The 20,837-nt window shown below is 46.7% G+C and carries 22 protein-coding genes and 2 riboswitches; of the genes, 8 read left to right on the plus strand and 14 right to left on the minus strand.

Annotation, left to right across the window (positions count from 1 at the left end):
• Nucleotides 1-44: 44 nt before the first annotated feature.
• Nucleotides 45-866, plus strand: coding sequence for an undecaprenyl-diphosphate phosphatase (locus ABU165_RS19755; RefSeq protein ID WP_318060845.1), 822 nt, complete (start codon nucleotides 45-47; stop codon nucleotides 864-866).
• Between the two features lie 72 nt (nucleotides 867-938).
• Nucleotides 939-1,076: riboswitch (cyclic di-AMP (ydaO/yuaA leader) on the plus strand.
• Nucleotides 1,077-1,150: 74 nt separating this feature from the next.
• On the plus strand, nucleotides 1,151-2,374 hold the full coding sequence (locus tag ABU165_RS19760) for a dicarboxylate/amino acid:cation symporter (protein WP_022543234.1): 1,224 nt from the start codon (nucleotides 1,151-1,153) through the stop codon (nucleotides 2,372-2,374).
• 73 nt (nucleotides 2,375-2,447) lie between these two features.
• Here the strand turns inward: ABU165_RS19760 and ABU165_RS19765 are convergent, their stop codons facing one another.
• The 4 genes from ABU165_RS19765 to ABU165_RS19780 form a co-directional block, all read right to left on the minus strand.
• Nucleotides 2,448-3,944, minus strand: a complete 1,497-nt coding sequence (locus ABU165_RS19765) for a potassium/proton antiporter (RefSeq protein ID WP_009795703.1) — start codon at nucleotides 3,942-3,944, stop codon at nucleotides 2,448-2,450.
• An 18-nt stretch (nucleotides 3,945-3,962) separates the two neighbouring features.
• Nucleotides 3,963-4,520, minus strand: coding sequence for a tyrosine-type recombinase/integrase (locus ABU165_RS19770; RefSeq protein WP_306010290.1), 558 nt, complete (start codon nucleotides 4,518-4,520; stop codon nucleotides 3,963-3,965).
• A gap of 727 nt (nucleotides 4,521-5,247) precedes the next feature.
• A complete protein-coding gene (locus ABU165_RS19775) occupies nucleotides 5,248-6,294 on the minus strand; it encodes a lactonase family protein (protein WP_009795707.1) in 1,047 nt (348 codons plus the stop codon).
• 134 nt (nucleotides 6,295-6,428) lie between these two features.
• Nucleotides 6,429-7,244, minus strand: a complete 816-nt coding sequence (locus ABU165_RS19780; protein WP_009795708.1) for a general stress protein — start codon at nucleotides 7,242-7,244, stop codon at nucleotides 6,429-6,431.
• A 199-nt stretch (nucleotides 7,245-7,443) separates the two neighbouring features.
• Here ABU165_RS19780 and ABU165_RS19785 point away from each other — a divergent pair, with 199 nt between their 5' ends.
• Both ABU165_RS19785 and ABU165_RS19790 read left to right on the plus strand, forming a co-directional pair.
• Nucleotides 7,444-8,286, plus strand: a complete 843-nt coding sequence (locus ABU165_RS19785) for an STAS domain-containing protein (protein ID WP_022543236.1) — start codon at nucleotides 7,444-7,446, stop codon at nucleotides 8,284-8,286.
• Nucleotides 8,287-8,404: 118 nt separating this feature from the next.
• Entirely contained in the window at nucleotides 8,405-8,599 is a 195-nt protein-coding gene (locus ABU165_RS19790; RefSeq protein ID WP_009795711.1) for a hypothetical protein, read from the plus strand.
• Nucleotides 8,600-8,629: 30 nt separating this feature from the next.
• Here ABU165_RS19790 and ABU165_RS19795 read toward each other — a convergent pair whose 3' ends face one another.
• The 3 genes from ABU165_RS19795 to ABU165_RS19805 all read right to left on the minus strand — a co-directional run bounded on the left by ABU165_RS19795 (nucleotide 8,630) and on the right by ABU165_RS19805 (nucleotide 11,362).
• Nucleotides 8,630-8,770, minus strand: coding sequence for a BA3454 family stress response protein (locus ABU165_RS19795; protein ID WP_009795712.1), 141 nt, complete (start codon nucleotides 8,768-8,770; stop codon nucleotides 8,630-8,632).
• A gap of 95 nt (nucleotides 8,771-8,865) precedes the next feature.
• Nucleotides 8,866-9,591 carry a YqcI/YcgG family protein gene (locus tag ABU165_RS19800; RefSeq protein ID WP_094769383.1) on the minus strand — a complete coding sequence of 242 codons (726 nt, stop codon included), beginning with the start codon at nucleotides 9,589-9,591 and terminating at the stop codon, nucleotides 8,866-8,868.
• A gap of 106 nt (nucleotides 9,592-9,697) precedes the next feature.
• Nucleotides 9,698-11,362 (minus strand): mechanosensitive ion channel, encoded by a 1,665-nt coding sequence (locus ABU165_RS19805; RefSeq protein ID WP_318060822.1) that lies wholly within the window; start codon nucleotides 11,360-11,362, stop codon nucleotides 9,698-9,700.
• A gap of 160 nt (nucleotides 11,363-11,522) precedes the next feature.
• Between ABU165_RS19805 and ABU165_RS19810 the strand changes: the two genes are divergently transcribed.
• Complete coding sequence (locus tag ABU165_RS19810) at nucleotides 11,523-12,038, plus strand: sigma-70 family RNA polymerase sigma factor (RefSeq protein WP_224952206.1); 516 nt, start codon at nucleotides 11,523-11,525, stop codon at nucleotides 12,036-12,038.
• Nucleotides 12,031-13,353 carry a DUF4179 domain-containing protein gene (locus ABU165_RS19815; protein WP_318060823.1) on the plus strand — a complete coding sequence of 441 codons (1,323 nt, stop codon included), beginning with the start codon at nucleotides 12,031-12,033 and terminating at the stop codon, nucleotides 13,351-13,353. Before ABU165_RS19810 ends, ABU165_RS19815 begins: the two co-directional genes overlap by 8 nt.
• 166 nt (nucleotides 13,354-13,519) lie before the next feature.
• Here the strand turns inward: ABU165_RS19815 and ABU165_RS19820 are convergent, their stop codons facing one another.
• Nucleotides 13,520-14,839 (minus strand): TrkH family potassium uptake protein, encoded by a 1,320-nt coding sequence (locus ABU165_RS19820; protein ID WP_129614026.1) that lies wholly within the window; start codon nucleotides 14,837-14,839, stop codon nucleotides 13,520-13,522.
• Between the two features lie 104 nt (nucleotides 14,840-14,943).
• Nucleotides 14,944-15,097, minus strand: a riboswitch (cyclic di-AMP (ydaO/yuaA leader).
• Nucleotides 15,098-15,210: 113 nt separating this feature from the next.
• Nucleotides 15,211-15,765 (minus strand): GNAT family N-acetyltransferase, encoded by a 555-nt coding sequence (locus tag ABU165_RS19825; protein WP_009795719.1) that lies wholly within the window; start codon nucleotides 15,763-15,765, stop codon nucleotides 15,211-15,213.
• 170 nt (nucleotides 15,766-15,935) lie between these two features.
• On the opposite strand from ABU165_RS19825, the gene ABU165_RS19830 reads away from it, so the two are divergent.
• Nucleotides 15,936-16,820, plus strand: a complete 885-nt coding sequence (locus tag ABU165_RS19830) for a YegS/Rv2252/BmrU family lipid kinase (RefSeq protein ID WP_318060824.1) — start codon at nucleotides 15,936-15,938, stop codon at nucleotides 16,818-16,820.
• On the opposite strand, the gene ABU165_RS19835 is transcribed toward ABU165_RS19830, so the two are convergent.
• From ABU165_RS19835 to ABU165_RS19855, 5 genes are all read right to left on the minus strand, one after another.
• On the minus strand, nucleotides 16,817-17,461 hold the full coding sequence (locus ABU165_RS19835) for a VC0807 family protein (protein WP_022543238.1): 645 nt from the start codon (nucleotides 17,459-17,461) through the stop codon (nucleotides 16,817-16,819). The genes ABU165_RS19830 and ABU165_RS19835 overlap by 4 nt on opposite strands.
• Before the next feature lie 114 nt (nucleotides 17,462-17,575).
• On the minus strand, nucleotides 17,576-18,007 hold the full coding sequence (locus ABU165_RS19840; RefSeq protein WP_248138858.1) for a Dps family protein: 432 nt from the start codon (nucleotides 18,005-18,007) through the stop codon (nucleotides 17,576-17,578).
• A 128-nt stretch (nucleotides 18,008-18,135) separates the two neighbouring features.
• Entirely contained in the window at nucleotides 18,136-18,717 is a 582-nt protein-coding gene (locus ABU165_RS19845; RefSeq protein WP_009795723.1) for a YqaA family protein, read from the minus strand.
• Between the two features lie 151 nt (nucleotides 18,718-18,868).
• A complete protein-coding gene (locus ABU165_RS19850) occupies nucleotides 18,869-19,522 on the minus strand; it encodes a permease prefix domain 1-containing protein (RefSeq protein ID WP_318060825.1) in 654 nt (217 codons plus the stop codon).
• Entirely contained in the window at nucleotides 19,519-19,845 is a 327-nt protein-coding gene (locus ABU165_RS19855; RefSeq protein WP_022543239.1) for a PadR family transcriptional regulator, read from the minus strand. The genes ABU165_RS19850 and ABU165_RS19855 overlap by 4 nt, the downstream gene beginning before the upstream one ends.
• A 122-nt stretch (nucleotides 19,846-19,967) precedes the next feature.
• Between ABU165_RS19855 and ABU165_RS19860 the strand changes: the two genes are divergently transcribed.
• Nucleotides 19,968-20,825 carry a sulfite exporter TauE/SafE family protein gene (locus ABU165_RS19860; protein WP_009795726.1) on the plus strand — a complete coding sequence of 286 codons (858 nt, stop codon included), beginning with the start codon at nucleotides 19,968-19,970 and terminating at the stop codon, nucleotides 20,823-20,825.
• Nucleotides 20,826-20,837: the final 12 nt, after the last annotated feature.

The raw sequence follows: 20,837 nt of genomic DNA on the forward strand, positions 1-20,837 counted from the left end.
AAGCTTTTGCATGCGGGGCAGCTGTTTTGTTCTGGAGGAAAATGATGAAAGAGATGATTGTTGCCCTGATATTGGGCATTGTTGAAGGTCTCACTGAGTTCGCGCCCGTTTCGTCTACGGGCCATATGATTATAGTGGACGATATTCTATTAAAATCCAAAGAGCTTTTCTCGAAGGAAGTAGCCAATACATTCAAGGTTGTCATTCAGCTTGGGTCGATCCTTGCGGTGGTGATTGTGTTCAAGGACCGGTTTATCCAGCTCCTCGGGCTGGGTAAAGGGGGGAAGGAACAATCGGATGGACCGAGGCTGAAGCTTACGCAGGTGATGGCAGGCCTGCTGCCTGCTGCGGTTCTTGGGCTTCTGTTCGAGGATTATATAGATAAGTATCTGTTCTCTGTCAATACAGTGGTAATCGGCCTTGTGGCTGGAGCATTGCTTATGATTGCAGCTGATTATTATTCAAAGAGGAAGCCGGCCATTGAGACAGTGGACAAGATCACTTACCGGCAGGCAATCCTCATTGGATTGTTCCAATGCATCGCTTTATGGCCGGGCTTTTCACGGTCAGGCTCCACAATCTCGGGCGGGGTGCTGCTTGGACTCAGCCATAGGGCAGCCTCTGACTTTACCTTTATTATGGCGGTGCCTGTTATGCTTGGAGCGAGCGGGCTGTCGCTCTTGAAAAATTGGGAGTATTTCACGCCTGATGCCATCCCATTCTTCATTGTCGGCTTCATCAGTGCCTTTGTGTTCGCCCTGGCCTCAATCCGTTTTTTCCTGGCGCTCATCAACAGAATCAAGCTGGTGCCGTTCGCCATTTACAGAATTATCCTGGCGGCAGTCATTTATTTTGTTTTTCTGTGAGGCTAAAGTACAGTTCCAGTATTTAAATATTTACAGAAGCTAGGTTCATAGAGTAAAATTAAAAAAAATTTATCGAAAGATGCGCTTAATCTTTTAAAGAGCGGGGGATCCAACCGGCATACACATGCCTCGGGGTGAATCCTTTACAGGTAGGGCACTCTCAAAGCCCGAATCCGACAGCTAACCTCGTAAGCGTTATTGAGAGGACAAGTCTGCGTTCAAACACAGAGGTCTCGCCCTCTGTGTTTTTTTATGCTAAAAATTCGATTAAGGAGGCTTGCATGATGAAACTATCAACAAAGATTATCATCGCTCTGATTGCGGGGGGCATTGTCGGCTTATTATTGAACTTATATTCCCCGGATTTATTTGAAACACTGAACACCTACCTGTTCACTCCGCTGGGGAAAATATTCCTCAACTTGATCAACATGCTCGTTGTGCCGATTGTTTTCTTCTCCATCACGCTTGGCACCGCCGGTCTCGGCGATCCGAAGAAGCTTGGAAGGATTGGCTTGAAGACAATTTCTTACTTTTTGGCGACTACCTGTATGGCTTTGATCATAGGGATCGCATTCGCCTATATATTCCAGCCGGGAACTGTAGGAACTTTTGATACTACCGGCGCGGAGTTCCAGGCGGAGGAGGCGCCGCCAGTATCAGACACCTTGCTGAATATCATTCCGACAAACCCGATTAAGGCATTTACAGAAGGAAACATGCTGCAGATCATTACCTTTTCTGTTTTCATCGGTTTTGCACTAACCATGCTTGGCGAGAAAACCAGAGGGGTCCTGAAGCTGTTTGACCAGGGGAATGAACTGATGATGTATCTTGTGAACCTGATCATGCGTTTTGCTCCGTATGGAACCTTCGGCCTGATCGTATCGGCAGTCGGCACTCAGGGAGTAGATGCGATTAAAGCGATGGGGCTGTACATGGGTGTGGTCCTTGCAGCGCTGATCGTCCATACACTTGTGACTTACGGGTCATCAGTATACTTTCTGGCAAAGCGTAATCCATTTGAATTCTTCAAGGGCTTTGCCCCTGCAATGAGCGTGGCCTTCAGTACATCGAGCAGTAATGCCACACTTCCGGTTTCCATGAATGTGGCCCAGAAGAACTTGAAGGTCCCTGAATCGGTGAGCAGCTTCGTTCAGCCGCTTGGCGCCACGATCAATATGGATGGAACAGCGATCATGCAAGGTGTGGCCACCATCTTTATCGCGCAGGTATATGGCCTTGATCTGACGTTCACCCAGCTGGTGACAGTCGTTCTGACAGCTGTGCTTGCGAGCATCGGAACAGCAGGCGTGCCGGGTGTCGGCCTGATCATGCTGGCGATGGTCCTTCAGTCTGTTAACCTTCCTGTTGAAGGGATCGCCCTGATCATAGGGATCGACAGGCTTCTTGATATGACGAGAACAGCCGTCAATATTACAGGCGATGCCGCTTGTGCAGTCATCGTCGGTGAATCTGAGAAAAAGAAAAACAGGGAGTTAACCTGATAATAGGGAAAGCAAAACACCGTCCGGATGAAGGACGGTGTTTTTTGATGGAACGGGTGAACCGCGGGAAGTACTACGCAGTCGGTTCGGCCGCTTCTTCTATTTTTTTCTGCAGAAGAAGCTTCTTGAGCTGCGGTTTGCTCTTGCGGCTGGCGAGGATATACAGCACATCCCCTGGAAGGATGATGGTGCTGCCGGCCGGGGTAATCAGTTCATCATTGCGGATGATGGCATTCACAAGCGCACCTTTAGGAAACGGGATATCAATCAGGGTCTGCCCGATGATCTGGGCATCATCCTCCATTTCGTATTCAATCATTTCTGCATCGGCCTTTCCGATGGACACAAGCTCAAGCGAATGCATAGGCGTCGTTTTTTTCGGTCCGGTCAGCTTGAGTCTCGCTGCGAGTGCTGTAATCGTTGAGCCTTGAATGAGGCAGCTGGTCAGGACGACGAAGAAGACGACATTGAAGATCTGCTGGCTTCCCTCAACTCCTGCAAGAAGAGGGAAGGTGGCCAATACGATTGGTACGGCTCCCTTAAGTCCGGCCCAGGAAAGGAAAATGAGTTCGTTCGTTTTATATCCCATCCTGATAGTGGACAAGAAGACGGCTGCAGGTCTTGCAATCAATATAAGGATTGCAGAAATGGCGATGCCTTTCAGGAATATATCCAGGCTGAACAGCTCGGAAGGGAACACCAGCAGGCCGAGAATCACAAACATCATGATCTGCATCATCCAGGCAAATCCTTCAGAAAAGCGGAAGATGGTGTGCTTGTAGGCAAGTTCCATGTTTCCGATGATAATGGCAGCGATATAGACGGCAAGAAGGCCGCTTCCGCTCGCAAAGGCTGTAATTCCATATGTTAAAAGTGCAAAGGCTGTGGCAAAGACAGGATAGAGGCCGCCTGAATCAAGATTGATGCGGTTAAGGGCAAACACGGCCAATCTGCCGAAGATCAGTCCAAACAGGAGGCCAATGCTCATCTGGAGGAAAAAGGTTCCGATCAAGGACCAGATGCTTGCTTCCGGAAGGGTGATCAATTCAATCATGGCGACTGTCAGGAAGACAGCCATCGGATCATTGGAGCCTGATTCTGCTTCAAGAGTGGCGCCAATCCGTTCATCGATATTCTTATCCTTGAGGACAGCGAAGACGGCAGCAGCATCCGTTGATCCGACAATGGCACCGAAAAGAATTGATTCGAGCCAGCCTGTCCCCAGAATGAGTTTCGCTGCGGCTGCAACAATTCCGGATGTGAGGATGACGCCGAGGGTGGCGAGTGACAATGATGGGAGGACAACAGGGCGCAGTGTTTTCCACTTAGTCTGGAGGCCGCCTTCAAACAGGATAATGATCAAAGCAAGGACACCGATCATTTGGGCTGTGCTGGCATTGTCGAAATAAATGATGCCCAGTACGTCGCTGCCCATAAGCATCCCGACTGCCATAAACAGCACGAGGGAAGGAACGCCAAGCCGTGAGGAGAATTTAGTAGTCAGCACGCCGGTGATAAACAGAATGGCTGCAAGCAGGATGAATGTATCTGTATGCAAAACATTAATCATGGATATCAGCTCCTTTTTCTATAAATTGACGTCGAGAGTGACAGATGGGGGGTTCTTAGGTGAAATCCCCAGATAGCTATAGGTTTCTGATGGGGATGATTGCTGAAGCCTCTTTTGAATCAGCGACACGGCAATGCCTTTTGAATAGGCATGGTAGCCAAAGGTTTTTCTTAAAGTGTGTGTGCCGACAGGCTCTTCAATGCCTGCGGCCCTGGCAGCCTCATTAATGATCCGGTACGCCTGAACTCTTGTGATTGAATTATGGGACTTCCTTGACTTAAAGAGCGGGTCTTCCCTTTTGAGGCCATTCTCCTTGATGCACTTGTGGAGGGCTTCGCGGACCTGCAGATTGAAATAGATAGGGGGGAAGCAATTTTCAGAGGTATGCAAATAGGAAAGAATAGTTCCGCTTTCATCTGCAGCATCTTTTACCTGCAGATGAAGCAGGTCATTAATGCGTATTCCGGTGTTGATGCCAAGCAGAAATAAGCAATAATCCCTGGATGAGCGGGATTGGAGCCACTCTTTCATAATCAGGATCTTTTGTTTGTCAGTTATTGCACCGACTGTTTTCATTAAATCACCTCCAATGTAACTTAATCCTATTATAGCATATGGTTATGTAACATGGAAAAGAATAGAACCTGCTTTGGCATCCGATGAGTTCTATCTATTTGGAAATAACATGAAATTAAAAATAATTTTTGTTACGATAGAAAAAAAGCCCGGCTCTTATAAAAGGAGGAACCATGTTAAAGAAGTTTTTTATGCCTATTATTTATATAAGTGAGTGGGTGGTGTTTTTTTATACTGTCCTCTTTATGATTGGTTTTAATCTAACTTATTACGTAAACATGGTCATCATTGATATGCCTTGGGAAGAACGTACCTCCCTGCCTTTTATAAACACTGTGATTTTCATGACAGGTGCATGTATGGTTTGTTTCCTTTATATCAAATACGTGAAAGGAAGAAGGATTTATCAGAGTGTAAAAGATATCCTTTGGGGTATTCTGTTTGGAGTAAATGGCCTGCTGTGTATCCTTTTGCTGGGTATAAGCCTTATTTTTGAGCTGCCTATTAATGAACGGGTTCTATTGGCATTGGCCTTCATTGCAAGTGCAGGATTTTTTTTGGCGTGCATCAGAAGCCTGTTGCTTTCTTATATAGGGCGCCCTTTTTTTTCAGCCAGGTAACCTTACAGCCAACATGGTGATCAGGACCATATAATAAGCGCATGGATGTTAACATCCATGCGCTTATGAAGACTTTTATAACGGGCATATCCCTTTTTAAAAGCTTCTTATAAGAATTTCACACATACAGGGTAAGGAACTGAAACATCCTTCTGCAGCAGGGATAGCCTGCCGCTTTGTGCGTCACGGGCAAACAAAGTGAGGTTTCCGGTTTCCTGGTTGGAGGCAACGATATATCTTTCTGAAGGATCGAGCACAAAGTCGCGCGGCCAGTTTCCTTCAGTTGAAGTATGCTCGATGAAATCCAGCTTGCCTGTTTCTTCATTCACAGAGTATACGGCGATGCTGTCATGTCCGCGATTGGCGGCATAGACAAAGCGGCCGTCAGAAGAGATATGGATGGCGCTTCCCTGGTTATTTTCCCGGAATGTTTGAGGGATGGCCGGTACTGTCTGCATTACCTTGAAGCTGCCGTCATTCGGGCTGTATTCGAGCACGATTACCTCGGAGCTCAGCTCTGTCATCACATAGGCAATATTTCTTTCCGGGTGGAAAACAAGATGCCGCGGACCGCTGCCAGGCTTTACATCCAGTGTGGCCGCTTCCTTCAGCACTCCATCATTTAACTCATAGGTAATGATTTCATCTGTACCCAGGTCAACGGCTGCAATGAATTTTCCATCTGGCGTAAAACCTGCATAATGGGCATGCGGCTTTTCCTGGCGGTCTGGGTTTGGACCTGTACCCTCATGCTGGGCAACCGATGAAGCTGAAAGCAGGGAACCTTCCCCCGTCAGTCCGTAGGCTTCAATTGTACCTTTATGGTAATTGGCAGTCACTGCATAGTCCGAGTCTTTATTTACACTGATATGGCATGGAGATGCACCGTCAGACAGCTGACGGTTCAGTTCCGTAAGCCCGCCGTCATCGCTGATGGAGAACGCGGCTGCGCCGCCTTTCGCCCCTTCCTTTACGACGGAATAAAGGCGTGTTTTATCTTCGCTGACTGTCACATATGTAGGGTTTTCAAGCTCTGCGGCGAGCTTGACATTATCGAGCCTGCCGTTTTCTGTATTCAATTCAAAAGAATAAATGCCTTTGCTGTCGCCTTTTGTGTAGGTGCCAATAAATCCGGAAAAAATATGGTCCTTCATACTAATTCTCCTTTCAAAGTGCGGAATTGCCTCTATTATAGCATGAACCTTTTCAGTGTATTCAGCAGGGCATTGTGAAAAAGCCAAAGGACCTGGCGGGTTAGTCTGCCAGGTCCTTGTGGCCAGCTGAGCCCTTATCCTTTAGGATAGTCTGAATTAGGCTGGCGCGGGTCAGTATAATCGCGGTTCACTTCATCTCTCAGTCTGTCTTCATCTGCAAAGGGGTTGCTTACCACCTTGTCACTGAGAGGGGTGTTTGGATCTATATTTTCATCTGTATACGGGCGGTTTTGATCATTGTGGTCCTGGAATGCATTTTCGCCTTTATCCAGTTCACCGGGGTTAAGCGGATCGACAATATAGTCGTCATACTTATCTTCCTGGTCCGTAGCCCGGATGGCTGTATTCCTGTCTGTTGTGCCTACGAAATCTTCGTCAGTGCGGCGGGCGTCATTGACAGCTCCTCCGGTGAAGATCGTTTCATCATCTGTCAGGCGGTCGCGGTTCCGGTCATCGGGATCCACAAGGATCAGGATTCTTCCTTCTTTTACCTCTGCTTCATAACGGCTGGCCTCTTCTTCCGGGATGCCCATGCCGATCAATGCGCCTGCAAGTCCGCCTGCCCCGGCGCCAACCGCTGCCCCGGTCAGTGTTGCAGCAATCGGGCCCGCCGCAACGATCGGTCCAATTCCAGGGATTGCAAGGGCACCGATGCCCACAAGCAGCCCTGTGAGCCCGCCCAATGCTCCGCCGGCAGCAGCGCCAGCCGCAAGGCCTTCCTCTGTCTTCGTCCCGGTTTCCTCGCTCACAGCGTCAAGATCATCACGGTTTTTGCTGATGACTGAAATGTCCTCAGCCCGGTAGCCTTCTGCTTTCAGCCTTTCAATTGTTTCAACCGCTTCATTCTCTGTTGCATATGAGCCTACTACGCGCTTATTATCTTCTGCCATGTTCATTCCTCCTTATTATATAAAAACTTATCTAATAGAATACATACCCTTATGTGAAAAAGGCCTAAACCTCAGCCTGCCTGAAATATATGGCAAAGAACCGCTTCGTACAGGGACACTCACGGGAGTCAGCATTGCAATACTGCAGGGAAATGCTATGATATAATTGTCAGACTTTTTCATGGGAGAAGGGATTGCATTGAGGAACGAATTGCTTAAGATTGGCACAAGAATAGTAGAGAGCAAAGAGCAGCTCGTCAATCACATATTTGAACGGGAATGCCCTTTCTATAAGGAAAAGCTTAAGAAATCGACTGTTGCCAGAAATCAGATAGCTGAATGGCGCAAGGCCTTGATTCAGATCCTGGGTGAATCATTATATATGGATCAGGAGGAAAGCGGGCGCAAAATTGAAGAATGGGCCCGTAACACAGGAGAAACTGCGATAGAAAACGGCGTTCCCCTGGACGAATCCCTCCGTGTGCTGTCCCTGTTCAGATCGGTTATTTGGGACGTTTTCACTGAGGAGCTGGAGAAAAATCAATTTGCTGCTGTCACGATGCTTGATGTCAGCAAAATCATCAACCCGCTCCTGGATGAGGTCGCGTATATATTCAGTAATATTTACATGAACTACAGCACAAGGAAAATAGAAGTAGCCCGGACTGCCCTGCAGGAGCTGTCCGTTCCGGTTGTCCCGATTTCAGAGGATATTGCCGTTCTTCCGCTCGTTGGGGAAGTAGATACAGAGCGCGCAAAATTCATTATGGAAAAATGCCTGAAAAACAGCTCAGAGCTTCAATTAAAGCAGCTGTTCATTGATGTTTCAGGCGTCCCGATGATAGATACGATGGTTGCCCATAATCTGTTTCAGATTGTAAAGTCATTAAACCTGATCGGCGTGAAGGCAACTATGACCGGAATACGGCCGGAAATCGCCCAGACGATCGTGGCCCTCGGGATAGAATTCCGGGAAATCCCCACGAGGGCAAATCTTAAGCAGGCGCTGATGGCAGCAGGATTCGAGCAAACTAAAAGATGATATTTGTGTGAAACTTATATACAAATGAGGAACTGACTGAATATAAAGTGATACACTAATCATATACAGTTGAAGGGAAATCTATTAAGCAGCCTTCTGCAAAAGCGGGGAGTCGAACATGAAGCTGGGATTAATCATCGTTATAGCCATTATCATCCTTTCTTTAATTTTCACCCTTATGCTGGCCGGCAAAAGTGATGCTGACTACTCAAAGTCAGCCAGGAAAAATACGGTCAACCTGACTGTGATTTATGCAGTGGTCATTCTGCTTTCTATTGTCGCGCTGGGTGTCTATATAAAATGGGGAATCTAAAAAAAGTGAAGCGTGCACGCTTCACTTTTTTTAATTGGCTGCCTGCCATTGTCTCTGCACCTGTTCCTGTGCAAGGCGTGCAATTTCCTCTTCTTGTGTCCCTCTATGTGCGATTACATTTGTCATATAATTTTTTCCGCCGTGATTAACGGTTACAGTTACTTGTACCATGCTTGTTTATTCCTTTCTTAATGGTATTTTAATATAGTGATACCATTTTAAAAGGAAAGTGAAACCTGTTTTACTGAAATTATGAGCCTAATCTATTATTTAGAATGGAAGGGGCATTTGCCTTCAATCGGCTTGATATCATCGCCGATGAAGTATTGCTTCCATTCCCGATGCTCAGGATCCCCATAATGGCTGATATTCGGATGCTTTGGCAGTCCATCCCACTTTTCCACTCGTTCCCTGACTTTTTCCCTGGACATAATTCCTCCTTTTGAAGTGCCTTCCAGCCCCTCAAAAATTCTCCGCGGCTGGAATCCCAGCACAAGGCTGTTACCTAGATCCCTTGTTTTCCGCTGCTTATAGGCTGGCGCGTTTCCAAATACAAAGAAGGGCTCTTCCGCAAAAGAGAATGCCCATAGATGGTGGTCCGGGTCCTCTGGATAATCCTTTGGCCAAGGTTTTTCATCCTGATCATGAAGATACTGCAGAATGTTCCAGAAATATTCGCGGTAGTAAGGGATATCCTTCTCTTCTTTTTCCGGCTCCACAAACACAAACAAGCCATGGCGGATAAGCTTAGGGGCATCAAAAAGATCAATGAACTGTTCCAGCGCCTTCGGAAGCTGTGACCAGTCCTCCTGTGAAATATATGCATAGCGCAGCTCCCCGCGGTTTTCAGCAGTCATGCCGAAATAGCACGGGAAGGTCTTGTCTGTGACGGTTTGATGGAAGGTCTTATATTCTTCAATGACCCAGGCAGGCACAATGTCAGGGTTAGTCATATCTTCTTTTGTCAGCAATGATTTTTGGATGGTTTTCATAATCAGCTCTCCTAATGTTTTTTTTTTTCCATAGTGCATGAAAGCCGGCTTCCCGCAGGAGGCCGGCTTCATCTCATGCTTCAAAGATCATTTCTCTTCTTTGCTGTTATTCATCTCTTTTTTCATTCATGCGATTATGCTCCGGATTTATCGGATCAGCGTTATCAGGCGTCATCGGCCGGGCAGGGCCGGAATCTCCAGCCTGATTGCCCCTGGAGGCATCTGGAGTCATTGATTCTTTAATCTGGGTGGTGCGGGCATCTTTATTGATGCTCGTCTGCTCAATTTTACGGTCAAGCTTTTGCAGATACTTGGCTGCAAAATCCTTTCCTCCTAAACCAAAGGCAAGGCCAAAGGCGAGGGCCAGTCCGCCGAGTATAAGGATAAAGGCGGAATTGACGATGGAATGGGCGACGCCAAGCTGGTCCAGGGCCATAAAGATGGAAATGGCTACAATTGCATATTGTGCCACAGATGAAAGAAGGCGGAAATGAGGGCCTTCCAGCAGGCTTGAAAGCAGCTTCTTTACCAGGGTTCCGAGCCATAATCCAGCTCCAAGAATGACAAGGGCTGCAAGAACATGCGGCAAATAGGCTATGACCCCGGTTGCCAGTGTGACAAGGAAGTCGAGCTTCAACAGGTTCAGAGCCTGTACAACAAATAAGAGGACAACAATGATCTGGGCAATATAGCCGATCAGCTGGGAAATTCCGCTTTTTGCAGCCCCGGTTTTATTTTTTTTGAATCCGATGCTATTAAAATATGAGTCTGCGCCGATTCGTTCAAGAAGGCTGGCAACCATCTGCCTGACCCATTTTCCGAGCCAGATGCCCGCAAGGATAAAGGCGATGGCTACAATGATATTCGGGATCATGGTGAGGACATCGTTCAGCATGGCAATCGCGGGCTGTGATATTCCTTCCAGATCCAATTCTTCGAGTGCCGCGATTACGACCGGGATCATAATGAAGACAAAGACGATATAGCCGGCAACAGATGAAAGGGTGGTCCCTTCAAACAGCTTGGACAGGCCGAAACGCCCGACAAGCTTTTCCGTACCGATGCTCTGCAGGAAGCTCGTGACAATATCACGGACCAGCTTGGCGATGAACCAGCCGATAAACAGAATAAGGGCAGCGGCAAGGAGTTTAGGAAGGAAAGCCAGAATATCATTGAGCATGCTGGCAAACGGTCCGGAGACTCCCTCGAGATTCAAGGCTGACAGCACGGCAGGAAGGGAAATCAGCAGAACCAGATAGAATACAATATTGGCAGCTTTATCGACGATATTGGAGGAATCGTGATCTCCTTTAATGAATTTATATTTGTTCAGTGTTTCATGGACACGAAGCGTTCTGCCTCCACGCTTGATGAGAAACTTGAGGGCGGATGCCACCAGCCAGGCAGCCAGCAGGATCAAGGCAGCCTTTAGAATGCTTGGGATGGCACCTGTAATAGTCGAGAACATGCCTACTAGCGGAGTAGCCAGGAAGCTTAAGTTTAAGATATTGAAGAACCAAATAAAGACAAAAATGAGAATGAGAATATAAACGATTTTGCTTATGATTTTCTCAGGGGAATACTTTCTGTTTCCCGACTCGGCAAACAGTTTGTTATCAAGATTGGTTTTGCGGAGGCCTTTCAGGACCGCCTTTTCAACCGCCTTTGCAATGATCCATCCCAACAGGAGGACGACTAATGCCAGCAAAAGGTCGGGAAGCTGGTTCAGATAGCCATTCCAGCCATTCCAAAAAGCATAATTATTATCCAACTAGATCCACTCCTTAACATAGATATTTACATTTACCCAGTGAGTTAGCAGATAAACAGGCTGCAGGCAGCGGAATTGGAAAATAAAGTTTGGAAAAGCAAAACCTTTTCCCTGTGAAGCAGTCTAATATTCAGGAAAACAAGAGGGGGATCGATCAGCCTTGGAGCATATTGTCCGCAAAGCCATAAAAGGGGATGATGAAGCTTTTCTTGATATCATCCGTTCCTGCAAGGCAGATTTGTATAAAACCGCACTCGCCTATATGCGAAATGAGGAAGAAGCTCTTGAGGCCGTGCAGGAAGTAACCTTCCGGGCTTACAGGAGCATAAAAGATCTGAAGCAGCCTGCCTATTTCAAGACATGGATCATCCGTATCATGATCCATTACTGCTGCGACAGGCTCAAGAAGCAACACAGGCTCGTATATAATGAACAGCTGCTCCCCGCATCGGGCGGGGAAGAGGATACTCTTCTATTCGAGGTCCAGGATGCAATGGAGGCGCTCGATGACCGCTCCCGTGAACTGCTGACGCTAAAATACTTCCACGATCTTAAAATCAAGGAAGTGGCTGCCCTGTACAACCGTCCGGAAGGAACCGTGAAAACATGGCTCAATAAAGCGTTAAAGTCATTAAGAGAGAAGCTCGAGGAAAGCGGGGGGAAGATGGATGTTTGAAAAGGAAGAAAAAAAGCTTGAAGCCATACGGGAGCGGTATCAGGAGTTTCCTGTGCCGGATGAACGGCTGGAGGAAGCAATCATGAAAGGGTTCCGGCAAGCCAAAGCTGCCCCGAAGAAGCGGTTCATCAAAAGGAGCTGGCTGCCCGGTCTTGCAGCCGCCCTGCTATTGCTCGGATTTTTGACCAGCATCAGAGTTTCACCGGCCTTTGCCAACTATGTCGCAGAATTGCCAGGTATGGAAAAGCTGGTGGACCTTATCCGGTATGACAAGGGCTGGATATCCGCCGTGGAGAATAACTATATGCAGCCGCTCGGCATATCCCGGGAGAAAAACGGGGTCCGGGTGACGCTTGATGGTGCTATCCGGGATGAACGGGGGCTGGTGGTGTTTTATACAGTTGAGTCAGAGGAGAAGCAGGTGCTTCATACAAAAAGTATTCATATCACTGGTGGTGATGGGGAAGAGCTTCCTGTCAGTTTTTCAGGTTCCGGTGACAGCTCTTACACTGATGAACCAGTAAAGTCTGTCAATGGAACAGCGGACTACTTATTCAATGAAGACTTGAAAGGGAAAGAGTTTAAGGCAGAGGCGGAGGTCAAAACTGCGAAAGGGATAGAGACTTTTGAAATTGATTTTACGGTTGAAGGACCGAAAGGGAAGAAAAAGATATACCCTCTAAATGAAACTGTTTCAATAGAAGGGCAGAAAATCACATTCAAGGACATTGCCATTTATCCATTGCGTGTGGCCATCCACGTGTCATTTGATCCGGAAAACAGCAAGAAAATCTTTGCTCTGGATGATTTGCGGCTTGTTGATGAGAATGGAGAAGCCTGGTCTGGCATTGCTAATGGTGTTACATCACAGGATATTAAAGAAAATGAGAAGATCATTTATTTGCAGAGCAACTATTTTAAAGAACCGAAGGAGCTGTATCTGGTACTGAATAAAGTGATGGCCGTGGATAAAGAGGATGCGGAAGTGGTCATTAATACCGAAACGAAAGAGATTGTGAAGCAGCCAAAGGGTGATAAATTATCAGGACTGGTTTTGGAAGGGGGAAGCCTCTCATTTCAAGCTCGTGCAGAGAAGGAATACAATCATCAGCTCTTTACGACTGCAAAAGATGCAGAAGGCAGAGATCTGGATGGCGGAAGCTCCTTCTATCGATCCGGGGGCGATGGTCTTTATAAGGAGTTTGGCGTTTCCTTATCTGAAACAGACCCTGCTAATTATAAGAATCCTATCAGTCTGGAGTTATCAGCCTTTCCATCCTGGATAGAGGGAGAAGTGAAGATTAAGCTGGAGTAGAAGACGGCTGGAGTTGTCTAAGCAGGGAAATTCCGATTATTTGAAATTAAAAAACAGCCGCAATCAGCTTGTAAAAGATCAGGCCAGAACGGTAAGTTCTGGCCTGGTTTTATGGAATGAAAATGGCTGCTCAAATTAAATCTGAGCAAGCGTCCACCGTATTCCCCTACCCCAACAAAACATCCTCACCAGGATACCGAATTTTCTCCGGTTTTTGTTTGGCGAAGGAGAAGGCGAGTGTGAGCGGGCCGAGTTTGCCCAGGAACATGATGAAGATGATGATTTCTTTTCCGATTTCCGACAGGTCGGCAGTGATGCCCATGGACAGGCCGACCGTTCCGAAGGCGGATACTACTTCGAAAATAATTTTAATAAATGGCAAATCCTCCGTGATGCTCAGGACAAAGATGGCGATAAAGACGAACAGGATGGAAATCATTGAGATGGCCAACGCTTTTGTCAGATAGTTGACGCTGATGGTGCGGCGGAAAATGACAATGTCTTTTTTGCCGCGTATGAATGTAATGACAGCCATGATAATGATGATAAAGGTCGTCAGTTTAATTCCGCCGCCGGTGGACGCGCTCCCCGCACCCACAAACATTAACAGCAGCATATACAGGACAGTTGCATCCTCAAGCCCGCCGATGTCCACTGAATTGAACCCGGCAGTCCTCGGCGAAACGGCCTGAAAATAGGATGCCCAAAGCTTTTCCCAGCTGGTCAGATGGGCGAGGGTCTGCGGATTATTAAATTCTAGGTAAAAGATGACGGCCATTGATACAATATTGACCGCAAAGGTGCCCACAATCATCATTTTGGAATGAAGCGACAGCCTTTTGAATTGCTTTGATTTCCACAGATCGGCCAGTACGGTAAAGCCAAGACCGCCAATGATAAAGAGCATGGAAATGACAATATTGATGACAGGATCGCCGACAAACCGGCTGAGTCCGTCCGGCCAGAGCTGAAAGCCTGCATTGTTGAAGGCGGAAACAGAATGGAACAGGCTGTAATAAAATCCATCCTGCCACCCATACAGCGGAACCCATCTCAGGCAGAGGAAGAACACAGCAATGGCCTCGATCGTAAAGGAAAAAATAAACAGGTAGCGGACGAGGCGTATGACTCCGCCGACCGACGTCTGGTTCAATGCCTGCTGCAGGACAAGGCGCTCCTTGAACCCGATTTTCCTTCCGAGCATCAAGTAAATCAGCACAGCGAAGGACATGATTCCAAGGCCTCCGAGCTGGATGAGGCACATGATGACAATCTGGCCGAACAAGGTATAGGTAGACGCCGTATCAGCCACTGTCAGCCCTGTCACGGTCATAGCCGAGGTGGCTGTGAACAGGGCATCGATCCATGAAACACCATGAACGGTTGAAAAGGGAAGCTTCAGCAAGGCGGCCCCCAGCAGGATGAAAAACAGGAATATAAGGGTCAAAAGCTGCGGCGGCGTGATATTCAGGTATTTTCGCTTCATGATCGATAAAGCTCCTTTTTCCTCAAATAGTGAAAAGCAATATATTTTTGGCCAAAAAAAAACCATTCTTATCCACGGAAAAGAACGGTCAATATACGTATTGGCCTTTCTCTCAATATGCTTACGGAGTTAGCTGCCGGATTAGGAATTGAGAGCTTCCTTCCCGGCCTCCGCCAGGATTCACCCCGGGCAGGCGCAAACAGCCTCCTGCCATATTGGTTCCCCCGTTCTTAACATAAGATTCAGCAAAGGTATGAAATTTGAGTGTGATTATAATAATTAAAATACTCCCGCTCATTTGCAAAGTCAATCAGGAAATTGTAAATTTTTACGAATCTAAAAAACCGTGCACAGTGCACGGTTTTGCAAGTCTATTCCTCCAGATGGATACGCCGGTAGTCATCCTCCAGAATGCTCATCATGATGGAATCATGGTATTGGTGATCGTAAAATAAAGCCTCTCGCTGGACGCCTTCCTGCATGAAGCCGAGCTTTTCGTAGACATGAAGCGCCCGGTCGTTATAGTTGAAAACATTCAGCTCGATCCTGTGCAGATTCAGCACGCCGAACGCATAGCCAAGCATCAGTTCCATTGCTTCGCTGCCATAACCGCGCCCCTGGTTCTCTTCCTCGCTGATGTTCACGCGGATATTGGCATTTCGGTTGGTGCTGTCTATATCCTGAAGGGCGATATCGCCGATCACTTCATTCGTTCCATCAAGGACAATCAATAAGAGGATGGATGATGAATCCTCCGCCTTTTCTTTAATATAAGAAAAGATCTGATCTTTGGAGAAAGCTTTTTTCAGACCGGTAAGCTTTCTTGACCGTTCATTATAGAGCAGCTTCACATATATATCCGTATCTTCTGTACTGATGGGCCGAAGATAAATCCGTTCTCCCTGCAGGAACCTTATAGCATCCATTTGTACTCCTCCTTGGCTTTTCCTAATTACAATATAATCCAATCCCGCTCAATTAAAAATAGATATATTATCCCTTTCAGTAATTTGAACATCAATATAATTGAAACATCAAAAGTTGGGTAAATGTAATAGCAGATACACTGTTCGAAAAAAAGGGGGCCTTGGCCAGGATGGATTATAGAAAAGGAATGCTTATTTATAATGGAAATGCCGGTCAAAAAGATATAGAAAAATCGCTTGTAGCTTGTGTTCCGGTCTTGTCTGCAGAGCTGGATTCCCTGATTCTGCTGCCAACCAAGAGGGAAGGGCATGCAAGAGAGCTGTGCAGGGAATATGGATCTGAGGTGGATGTTGTTTTCATCCTGGGCGGAGACGGGACGGTACATGAATGCATCAATGGATTGGCGCCGCTCGAGGATCGGCCGGCCATCGGCATATTGCCTGGGGGGACTTGCAATGATTTTTCAAGAACATTGAATATCCCCCAAAATATACGTGATGCAGCACTTGCAATGATCTCAGGAAAAGCAGAGCCGGTTGACATTATGCAGGCGAATGAAGACTACTTTCTCAACTTCTGGGGTATTGGGCTGGTGGCGGAAGCTTCGGAAAATATTAAGGCAGCAGAAAAAAACCTATTCGGGCGGATCAGCTACTTCCTGAGCGCCTTGCGGACGATCAAGGAAATGGAGCCATTCCATGCTTCGCTTATAGTGGATGGAGAAGCCATAGAGGAAGATGCCGTTATGATACTTCTGGCCAATGGCCATTATATTGGCACTAATGCATTGCCTTTTGAGAATCTTGACTATAATGACGGACTGGCTGATTTATTTATTATAAAAGATGCCAATCTTGCTTTAATGAAAGAAGCACTTACAGTAGACAGCATGGAAGCAAACGAGAATATTCTCCATTATAAGGGAAAGGAAATACAAGTAAGCACAGAAAAGAGGATGGAAGCTGACATGGATGGAGAGGTATATTCAGCGACTCCGTGCCGGATAAGCGTCCATGAAGGACATGTGCAAATGATAAAGCCAGGGCAGCCTTAAGGGCTGTCCTGGCTTATGGTTGTTTCAGGAGGCTCGTTCAGTGCTCCAATTTCTTTCAGGATAAAATAAAATCCGCCTGCCGATACAATGGTAAAGCCCCAATTCAGGATCTGCCTCAGCACGATTCCCTGGTCAAAGGCATCAACCCCGTATTTTCCAATGAGCCAGACCTTAATGGAGGCAAGAAGAATGAATTTCAGAGCAAAGCCTGCCGTGATCAGGCTGAAGATCATCAGTGTTTTGCTTTTAAAGAAAACTTCCTTCATGCTGCCCCTGTCTTTTCCCTGCAGTTCCATAAAATCGAGAGTGAAATAGAGGAAGACTGGCTTTTTCAGCACAATCGTCAACAAAAACAGGCAGCCCAGCACGTAAGAATAAATGACGTTATTCCATAGAAGCTGAAGGGCCGACCCGGCGAGCACATCGATCAGGGTGCCGATCACCAGGTTCACAAGAAGGAACAGGCCGAATAGATTGATTTTTTTAAGCTGAAAGAAGCGGTACAGTGTATAGATGATGCCAGGTACGGATGACAGGATCATCGCCAGGTAATCACCAAGCACATCCCGGCCGTAATTCCAAACAACAAGAGGGAGCACAACATAAAAGAGAATGTCTGGCACCATTGAATTTTTCTGCATTTTTTTCGTTCCTGCCTTTTTTAAAGATTTCTGTAATTAAGTATTCCCCATAGAAAGTAGAACTCCTTTATTTTCTTATAGGAGTATACAAAAAAAGAGCCGCTGGGCTCTTTTTTATGCTAGGAAGGCTTTCAGCATCCAGATTTTCTTTTCCAGGTCTTCAACCAGCCCGATGGCAAGGTCTTCTGTGACCGGGTCGTTTTCTTCCTCGGCGAGTCCTGCCAATTCTTTTAGTTCCGTGCTGATCGTGCTGTAGTCTGATATAAGGGCTGCGACCATTTCTTCTGCGGTTTCTTCACTGCCGTTATCCTTGATAGACGCATGTTCAAGGAACAAGCTCATTGTGGCAATCGGCCTGCTTCCTGCTGCCAATGCCCGTTCTGCAATTGTATCCACATTCGCTGCTGCTTCATTGTAAAGCTCTTCAAATTTCTCGTGCAGGGTGAAAAATGCAGGTCCTTTTACAAACCAGTGAAAACGGTGAAGTTTAGTATATAGGACGCTCCAGTTGGCGATTTGTTTATTCAGGCTGTTTGTCAAAGTCATAATGATTTCCTCCTCGTTTTATCCTTAATTAAATTATACCAAATATTATTTTATAATCAATACTTATTTATAATAATTATAAATAAAATATAAGTATAAAAAAACGGCCATTAGAGGGCCGTTTTCAGTCAGACGGTTTTTTTCTTTTTGCGCATAATCAGATAGATGATATATACGATGACAATCAAAGCTCCGCCTATAAGTGTCAGCATCCCGAAGTTCTCTTCAATGAAGGGCCGCGCCTGGGCGCCAAGTACCATAATAAGGGCAGCTTCAAGGAAGAAGCGGGCGCCTCTGCCTATGATGGACCAGATAATGAGGGTCCTAAGCTGGACTTTTGTGATGCCGGCAAAAATGGTGAACACTTTATAAGGAATTGGGGTAAAGCCTGCAATAAGGATGGCTACTGGCCCGTATTTATTGAAATAGTTCTCGACTTTCTGGATTCTTTCTTCAGAAATGATGTACCGTAAAACAGGGCGGCCCAGTTTTTTACCGATGAACCATCCGAGAATGGCGCCAAGGACAGATGCCACGGTTGTGATGAACGCATACCAGATGACGCGGTCGGGATTGGAAATGCCCATTGGGATTAATAGTACATCCGGAGGGATAGGGAAGAAGGATGAGTCGGCAAAGGACACAAAAAACAATCCAAAGATACCATACTCCATAAGCCATTCTTCAATCGAGTGAATCAGTTCTGACATAACGGATCTCCTTTAGCAGCTTCGTTAAATATCCTCAAGCCCCTTGTACAGAGAGCTTAAGGACAGCACACGAGAAGTATATCATTTACTGTCTGCCAAGTCATGCAGGAGTCCGATAATTACATTCATTTTCAAAAAAGGCAAAGGGGGATTACCGATGGCCGGCTGATCCGGCATTTCCTGTACCCGACAAGAATAAAAGGGTATACATCTGCCTTGCAAGAAGATAAATGAATGCCCCGATCAGGATGGCGAACAGGTCGAGCCAAAGCCCATTCTGGTATTTTTCAGGCTGCTTGAACCAGTCAAGCGATGTCAAACCCGAGATAAGAGCAGCCGGAACAAGAATGACCACCCAGGGGCTCTGCAGCCATTTCGCTTTATAAGCCTGTGACACAGCTTCATACAATACCTCTGCGATCCCTGCAAGGAAGAACACAAGCATATAGGTGGTGAAAAGGTAGCCGGGCTCCAGGCCAAACTCATACTGCGGGTTATAATACACCATAGCCTCGTATGATAGGAGATGAAGGGAAGCCGTCAGTAAAATCGTGCTGAAGAGGAACCGGAAAATTTTATAAAAAGGAAAAACGGCTTTCTTCAGCTCTGAGCTGATTCGCTTTTCATTCCCGAAGCATCTGATCGCTTCCCCGGCGGCTTCCTCCTCGGACCAGCCGAATGCCATCAGCTCTTTTGCATGCTCTTCAAGATGAGAGGTCATCTCAAGCCTCAGCTCTTCCCGTTCAGAATTGTCCATTGGCAGGCCGTCAACGATATGATCAATATACTGATCGATTGTCTTCATGAGTAGCCCTCCGAAAATTTGTGGATCAAATCGCTGATCTTGTTCCAGTTTTTGAGCTTTTTGCCCAATTCTTTGCGGCCGTCTTCGGTGATGCTGTAATACTTCCGCCTGCTGGCTTCAAGCTCCTGATGCCAGTAGGAAGTGACAAACCCTTTTGCCTCCAGCCGCTTGAGAGCCGGATATAGAGTTCCTTCATTCATGCTGTATGCTTCATCGCTTTTTTTGCGGATTTCCTTTGTCATTTCATATCCATAGCTGTCTTTTTCAGAAAGAAGGGATAATAAAAGAATATCGATGCTTCCTTTTAACAGTTCTTTATCCACGAAGGGTACCTCCAGGTTCATTTGTTTACATTGTACTTCAATGTACATTGTATTACAAGGTAAAGGGCGAAAGGTAATGAAATCAGTTACAATGGGTATAGAGATAACAAAGGAGTTTTTATATGGAATATTTACTATTTTTATTGCTGGGCGGAGTGATCAGCGTCCTCTCCGGCTTCTTTGGAGTAGGAGGAGGATTCATCCTGACGCCTGTTCTGCTATTGATCGGGTTTGCGCCCCTTGAGGCAATTGCAACCAGCCTTTTTTTCTCAATAGGCACTTCACTGTCAGGTATAGGCGCCCATTTCAGGCTGAAAAATATCCTTTGGAAGGAAGGGGCAATACTCGGGGTGAGCGGTATGCTTGCCACCCAGGCCGCAAAGCCGCTGGTGCTGTTCCTAAGTGAAAAAGGCCTGGATGCAACCGTTATCCCGGCCTGCTATATTGTACTGCTCTCCTATTTCGCGTTCACTATGTTCCGGCAGGGAAAAAAGACCGGTGAACAGTCCCGCGAGGGCAGGCCATCCCTGGCTGGAATGCTGCTGATCGGATTTTCAGGCGGTTTTGTCTCTGCCGCTTTAGGAGTGGGCGGAGGGTTCATCATGGTTCCCCTGTCAATCGCCTTTCTGGGACTGCAGCCGAGAAAGGCAGTGGGGACAAGCCTGTTTGCTGTCCTTCTGATTGTCAGCACTGGATTCCTGTCGTATGCATCTGCTGTGGAGATCAGTTATCTGACTGCCATCCTGCTTGTTGCCGGCGGCCTTGTCGGATCCCAGGCCGGCGCATGGCTGACCAATTTTTATAAAAATAAGGACATCAGCCTGCTGCTTTCAGGATTGTATATTGCGACTCTCCTAAGCGTCGTTTTCAAGCTGGTCCATCACAATCTGATCGGCATTGTCCTGCTGAGCCTATTTATTACTTATTTCTTTTTCCTGTCACTGTCGAAGATCATCAGGAAGAAGGAAGCGGAGGCATAGAGGCAGGAGGGG

It is taken from the genome of Cytobacillus sp. T106 (assembly GCF_040492155.1).
Taxonomy (GTDB): domain Bacteria; phylum Bacillota; class Bacilli; order Bacillales; family Cytobacillaceae; genus Bacillus_AB; species Bacillus_AB infantis.

What these genes read in the sequence shown, in the direction of transcription:
- ABU165_RS19760 (WP_022543234.1), top strand. Translation starts at nt 1,151, where the DNA reads ATGAAACTATCAACAAAGATTATCATCGCTCTGATTGCGGGGGGCATT.
- ABU165_RS19765 (WP_009795703.1), bottom strand. Translation starts at nt 3,944, where the DNA reads ATGATTAATGTTTTGCATACAGATACATTCATCCTGCTTGCAGCCATT.
- ABU165_RS19780 (WP_009795708.1), bottom strand. Translation starts at nt 7,244, where the DNA reads ATGGCAGAAGATAATAAGCGCGTAGTAGGCTCATATGCAACAGAGAAT.
- ABU165_RS19840 (WP_248138858.1), bottom strand. Translation starts at nt 18,007, where the DNA reads ATGACTTTGACAAACAGCCTGAATAAACAAATCGCCAACTGGAGCGTC.
- ABU165_RS19800 (WP_094769383.1), bottom strand. Translation starts at nt 9,591, where the DNA reads ATGAAAACCATCCAAAAATCATTGCTGACAAAAGAAGATATGACTAAC.
- ABU165_RS19835 (WP_022543238.1), bottom strand. Translation starts at nt 17,461, where the DNA reads ATGCAGAAAAATTCAATGGTGCCAGACATTCTCTTTTATGTTGTGCTC.
- ABU165_RS19770 (WP_306010290.1), bottom strand. Translation starts at nt 4,520, where the DNA reads ATGAAAACAGTCGGTGCAATAACTGACAAACAAAAGATCCTGATTATG.
- ABU165_RS19820 (WP_129614026.1), bottom strand. Translation starts at nt 14,839, where the DNA reads ATGAAGCGAAAATACCTGAATATCACGCCGCCGCAGCTTTTGACCCTT.
- ABU165_RS19860 (WP_009795726.1), top strand. Translation starts at nt 19,968, where the DNA reads ATGGAATATTTACTATTTTTATTGCTGGGCGGAGTGATCAGCGTCCTC.
- ABU165_RS19845 (WP_009795723.1), bottom strand. Translation starts at nt 18,717, where the DNA reads ATGTCAGAACTGATTCACTCGATTGAAGAATGGCTTATGGAGTATGGT.
- ABU165_RS19825 (WP_009795719.1), bottom strand. Translation starts at nt 15,765, where the DNA reads ATGGATGCTATAAGGTTCCTGCAGGGAGAACGGATTTATCTTCGGCCC.
- ABU165_RS19815 (WP_318060823.1), top strand. Translation starts at nt 12,031, where the DNA reads ATGTTTGAAAAGGAAGAAAAAAAGCTTGAAGCCATACGGGAGCGGTAT.
- ABU165_RS19775 (WP_009795707.1), bottom strand. Translation starts at nt 6,294, where the DNA reads ATGAAGGACCATATTTTTTCCGGATTTATTGGCACCTACACAAAAGGC.
- ABU165_RS19755 (WP_318060845.1), top strand. Translation starts at nt 45, where the DNA reads ATGAAAGAGATGATTGTTGCCCTGATATTGGGCATTGTTGAAGGTCTC.
- ABU165_RS19795 (WP_009795712.1), bottom strand. Translation starts at nt 8,770, where the DNA reads ATGGTACAAGTAACTGTAACCGTTAATCACGGCGGAAAAAATTATATG.
- ABU165_RS19790 (WP_009795711.1), top strand. Translation starts at nt 8,405, where the DNA reads ATGAAGCTGGGATTAATCATCGTTATAGCCATTATCATCCTTTCTTTA.
- ABU165_RS19850 (WP_318060825.1), bottom strand. Translation starts at nt 19,522, where the DNA reads ATGAAGACAATCGATCAGTATATTGATCATATCGTTGACGGCCTGCCA.
- ABU165_RS19830 (WP_318060824.1), top strand. Translation starts at nt 15,936, where the DNA reads ATGGATTATAGAAAAGGAATGCTTATTTATAATGGAAATGCCGGTCAA.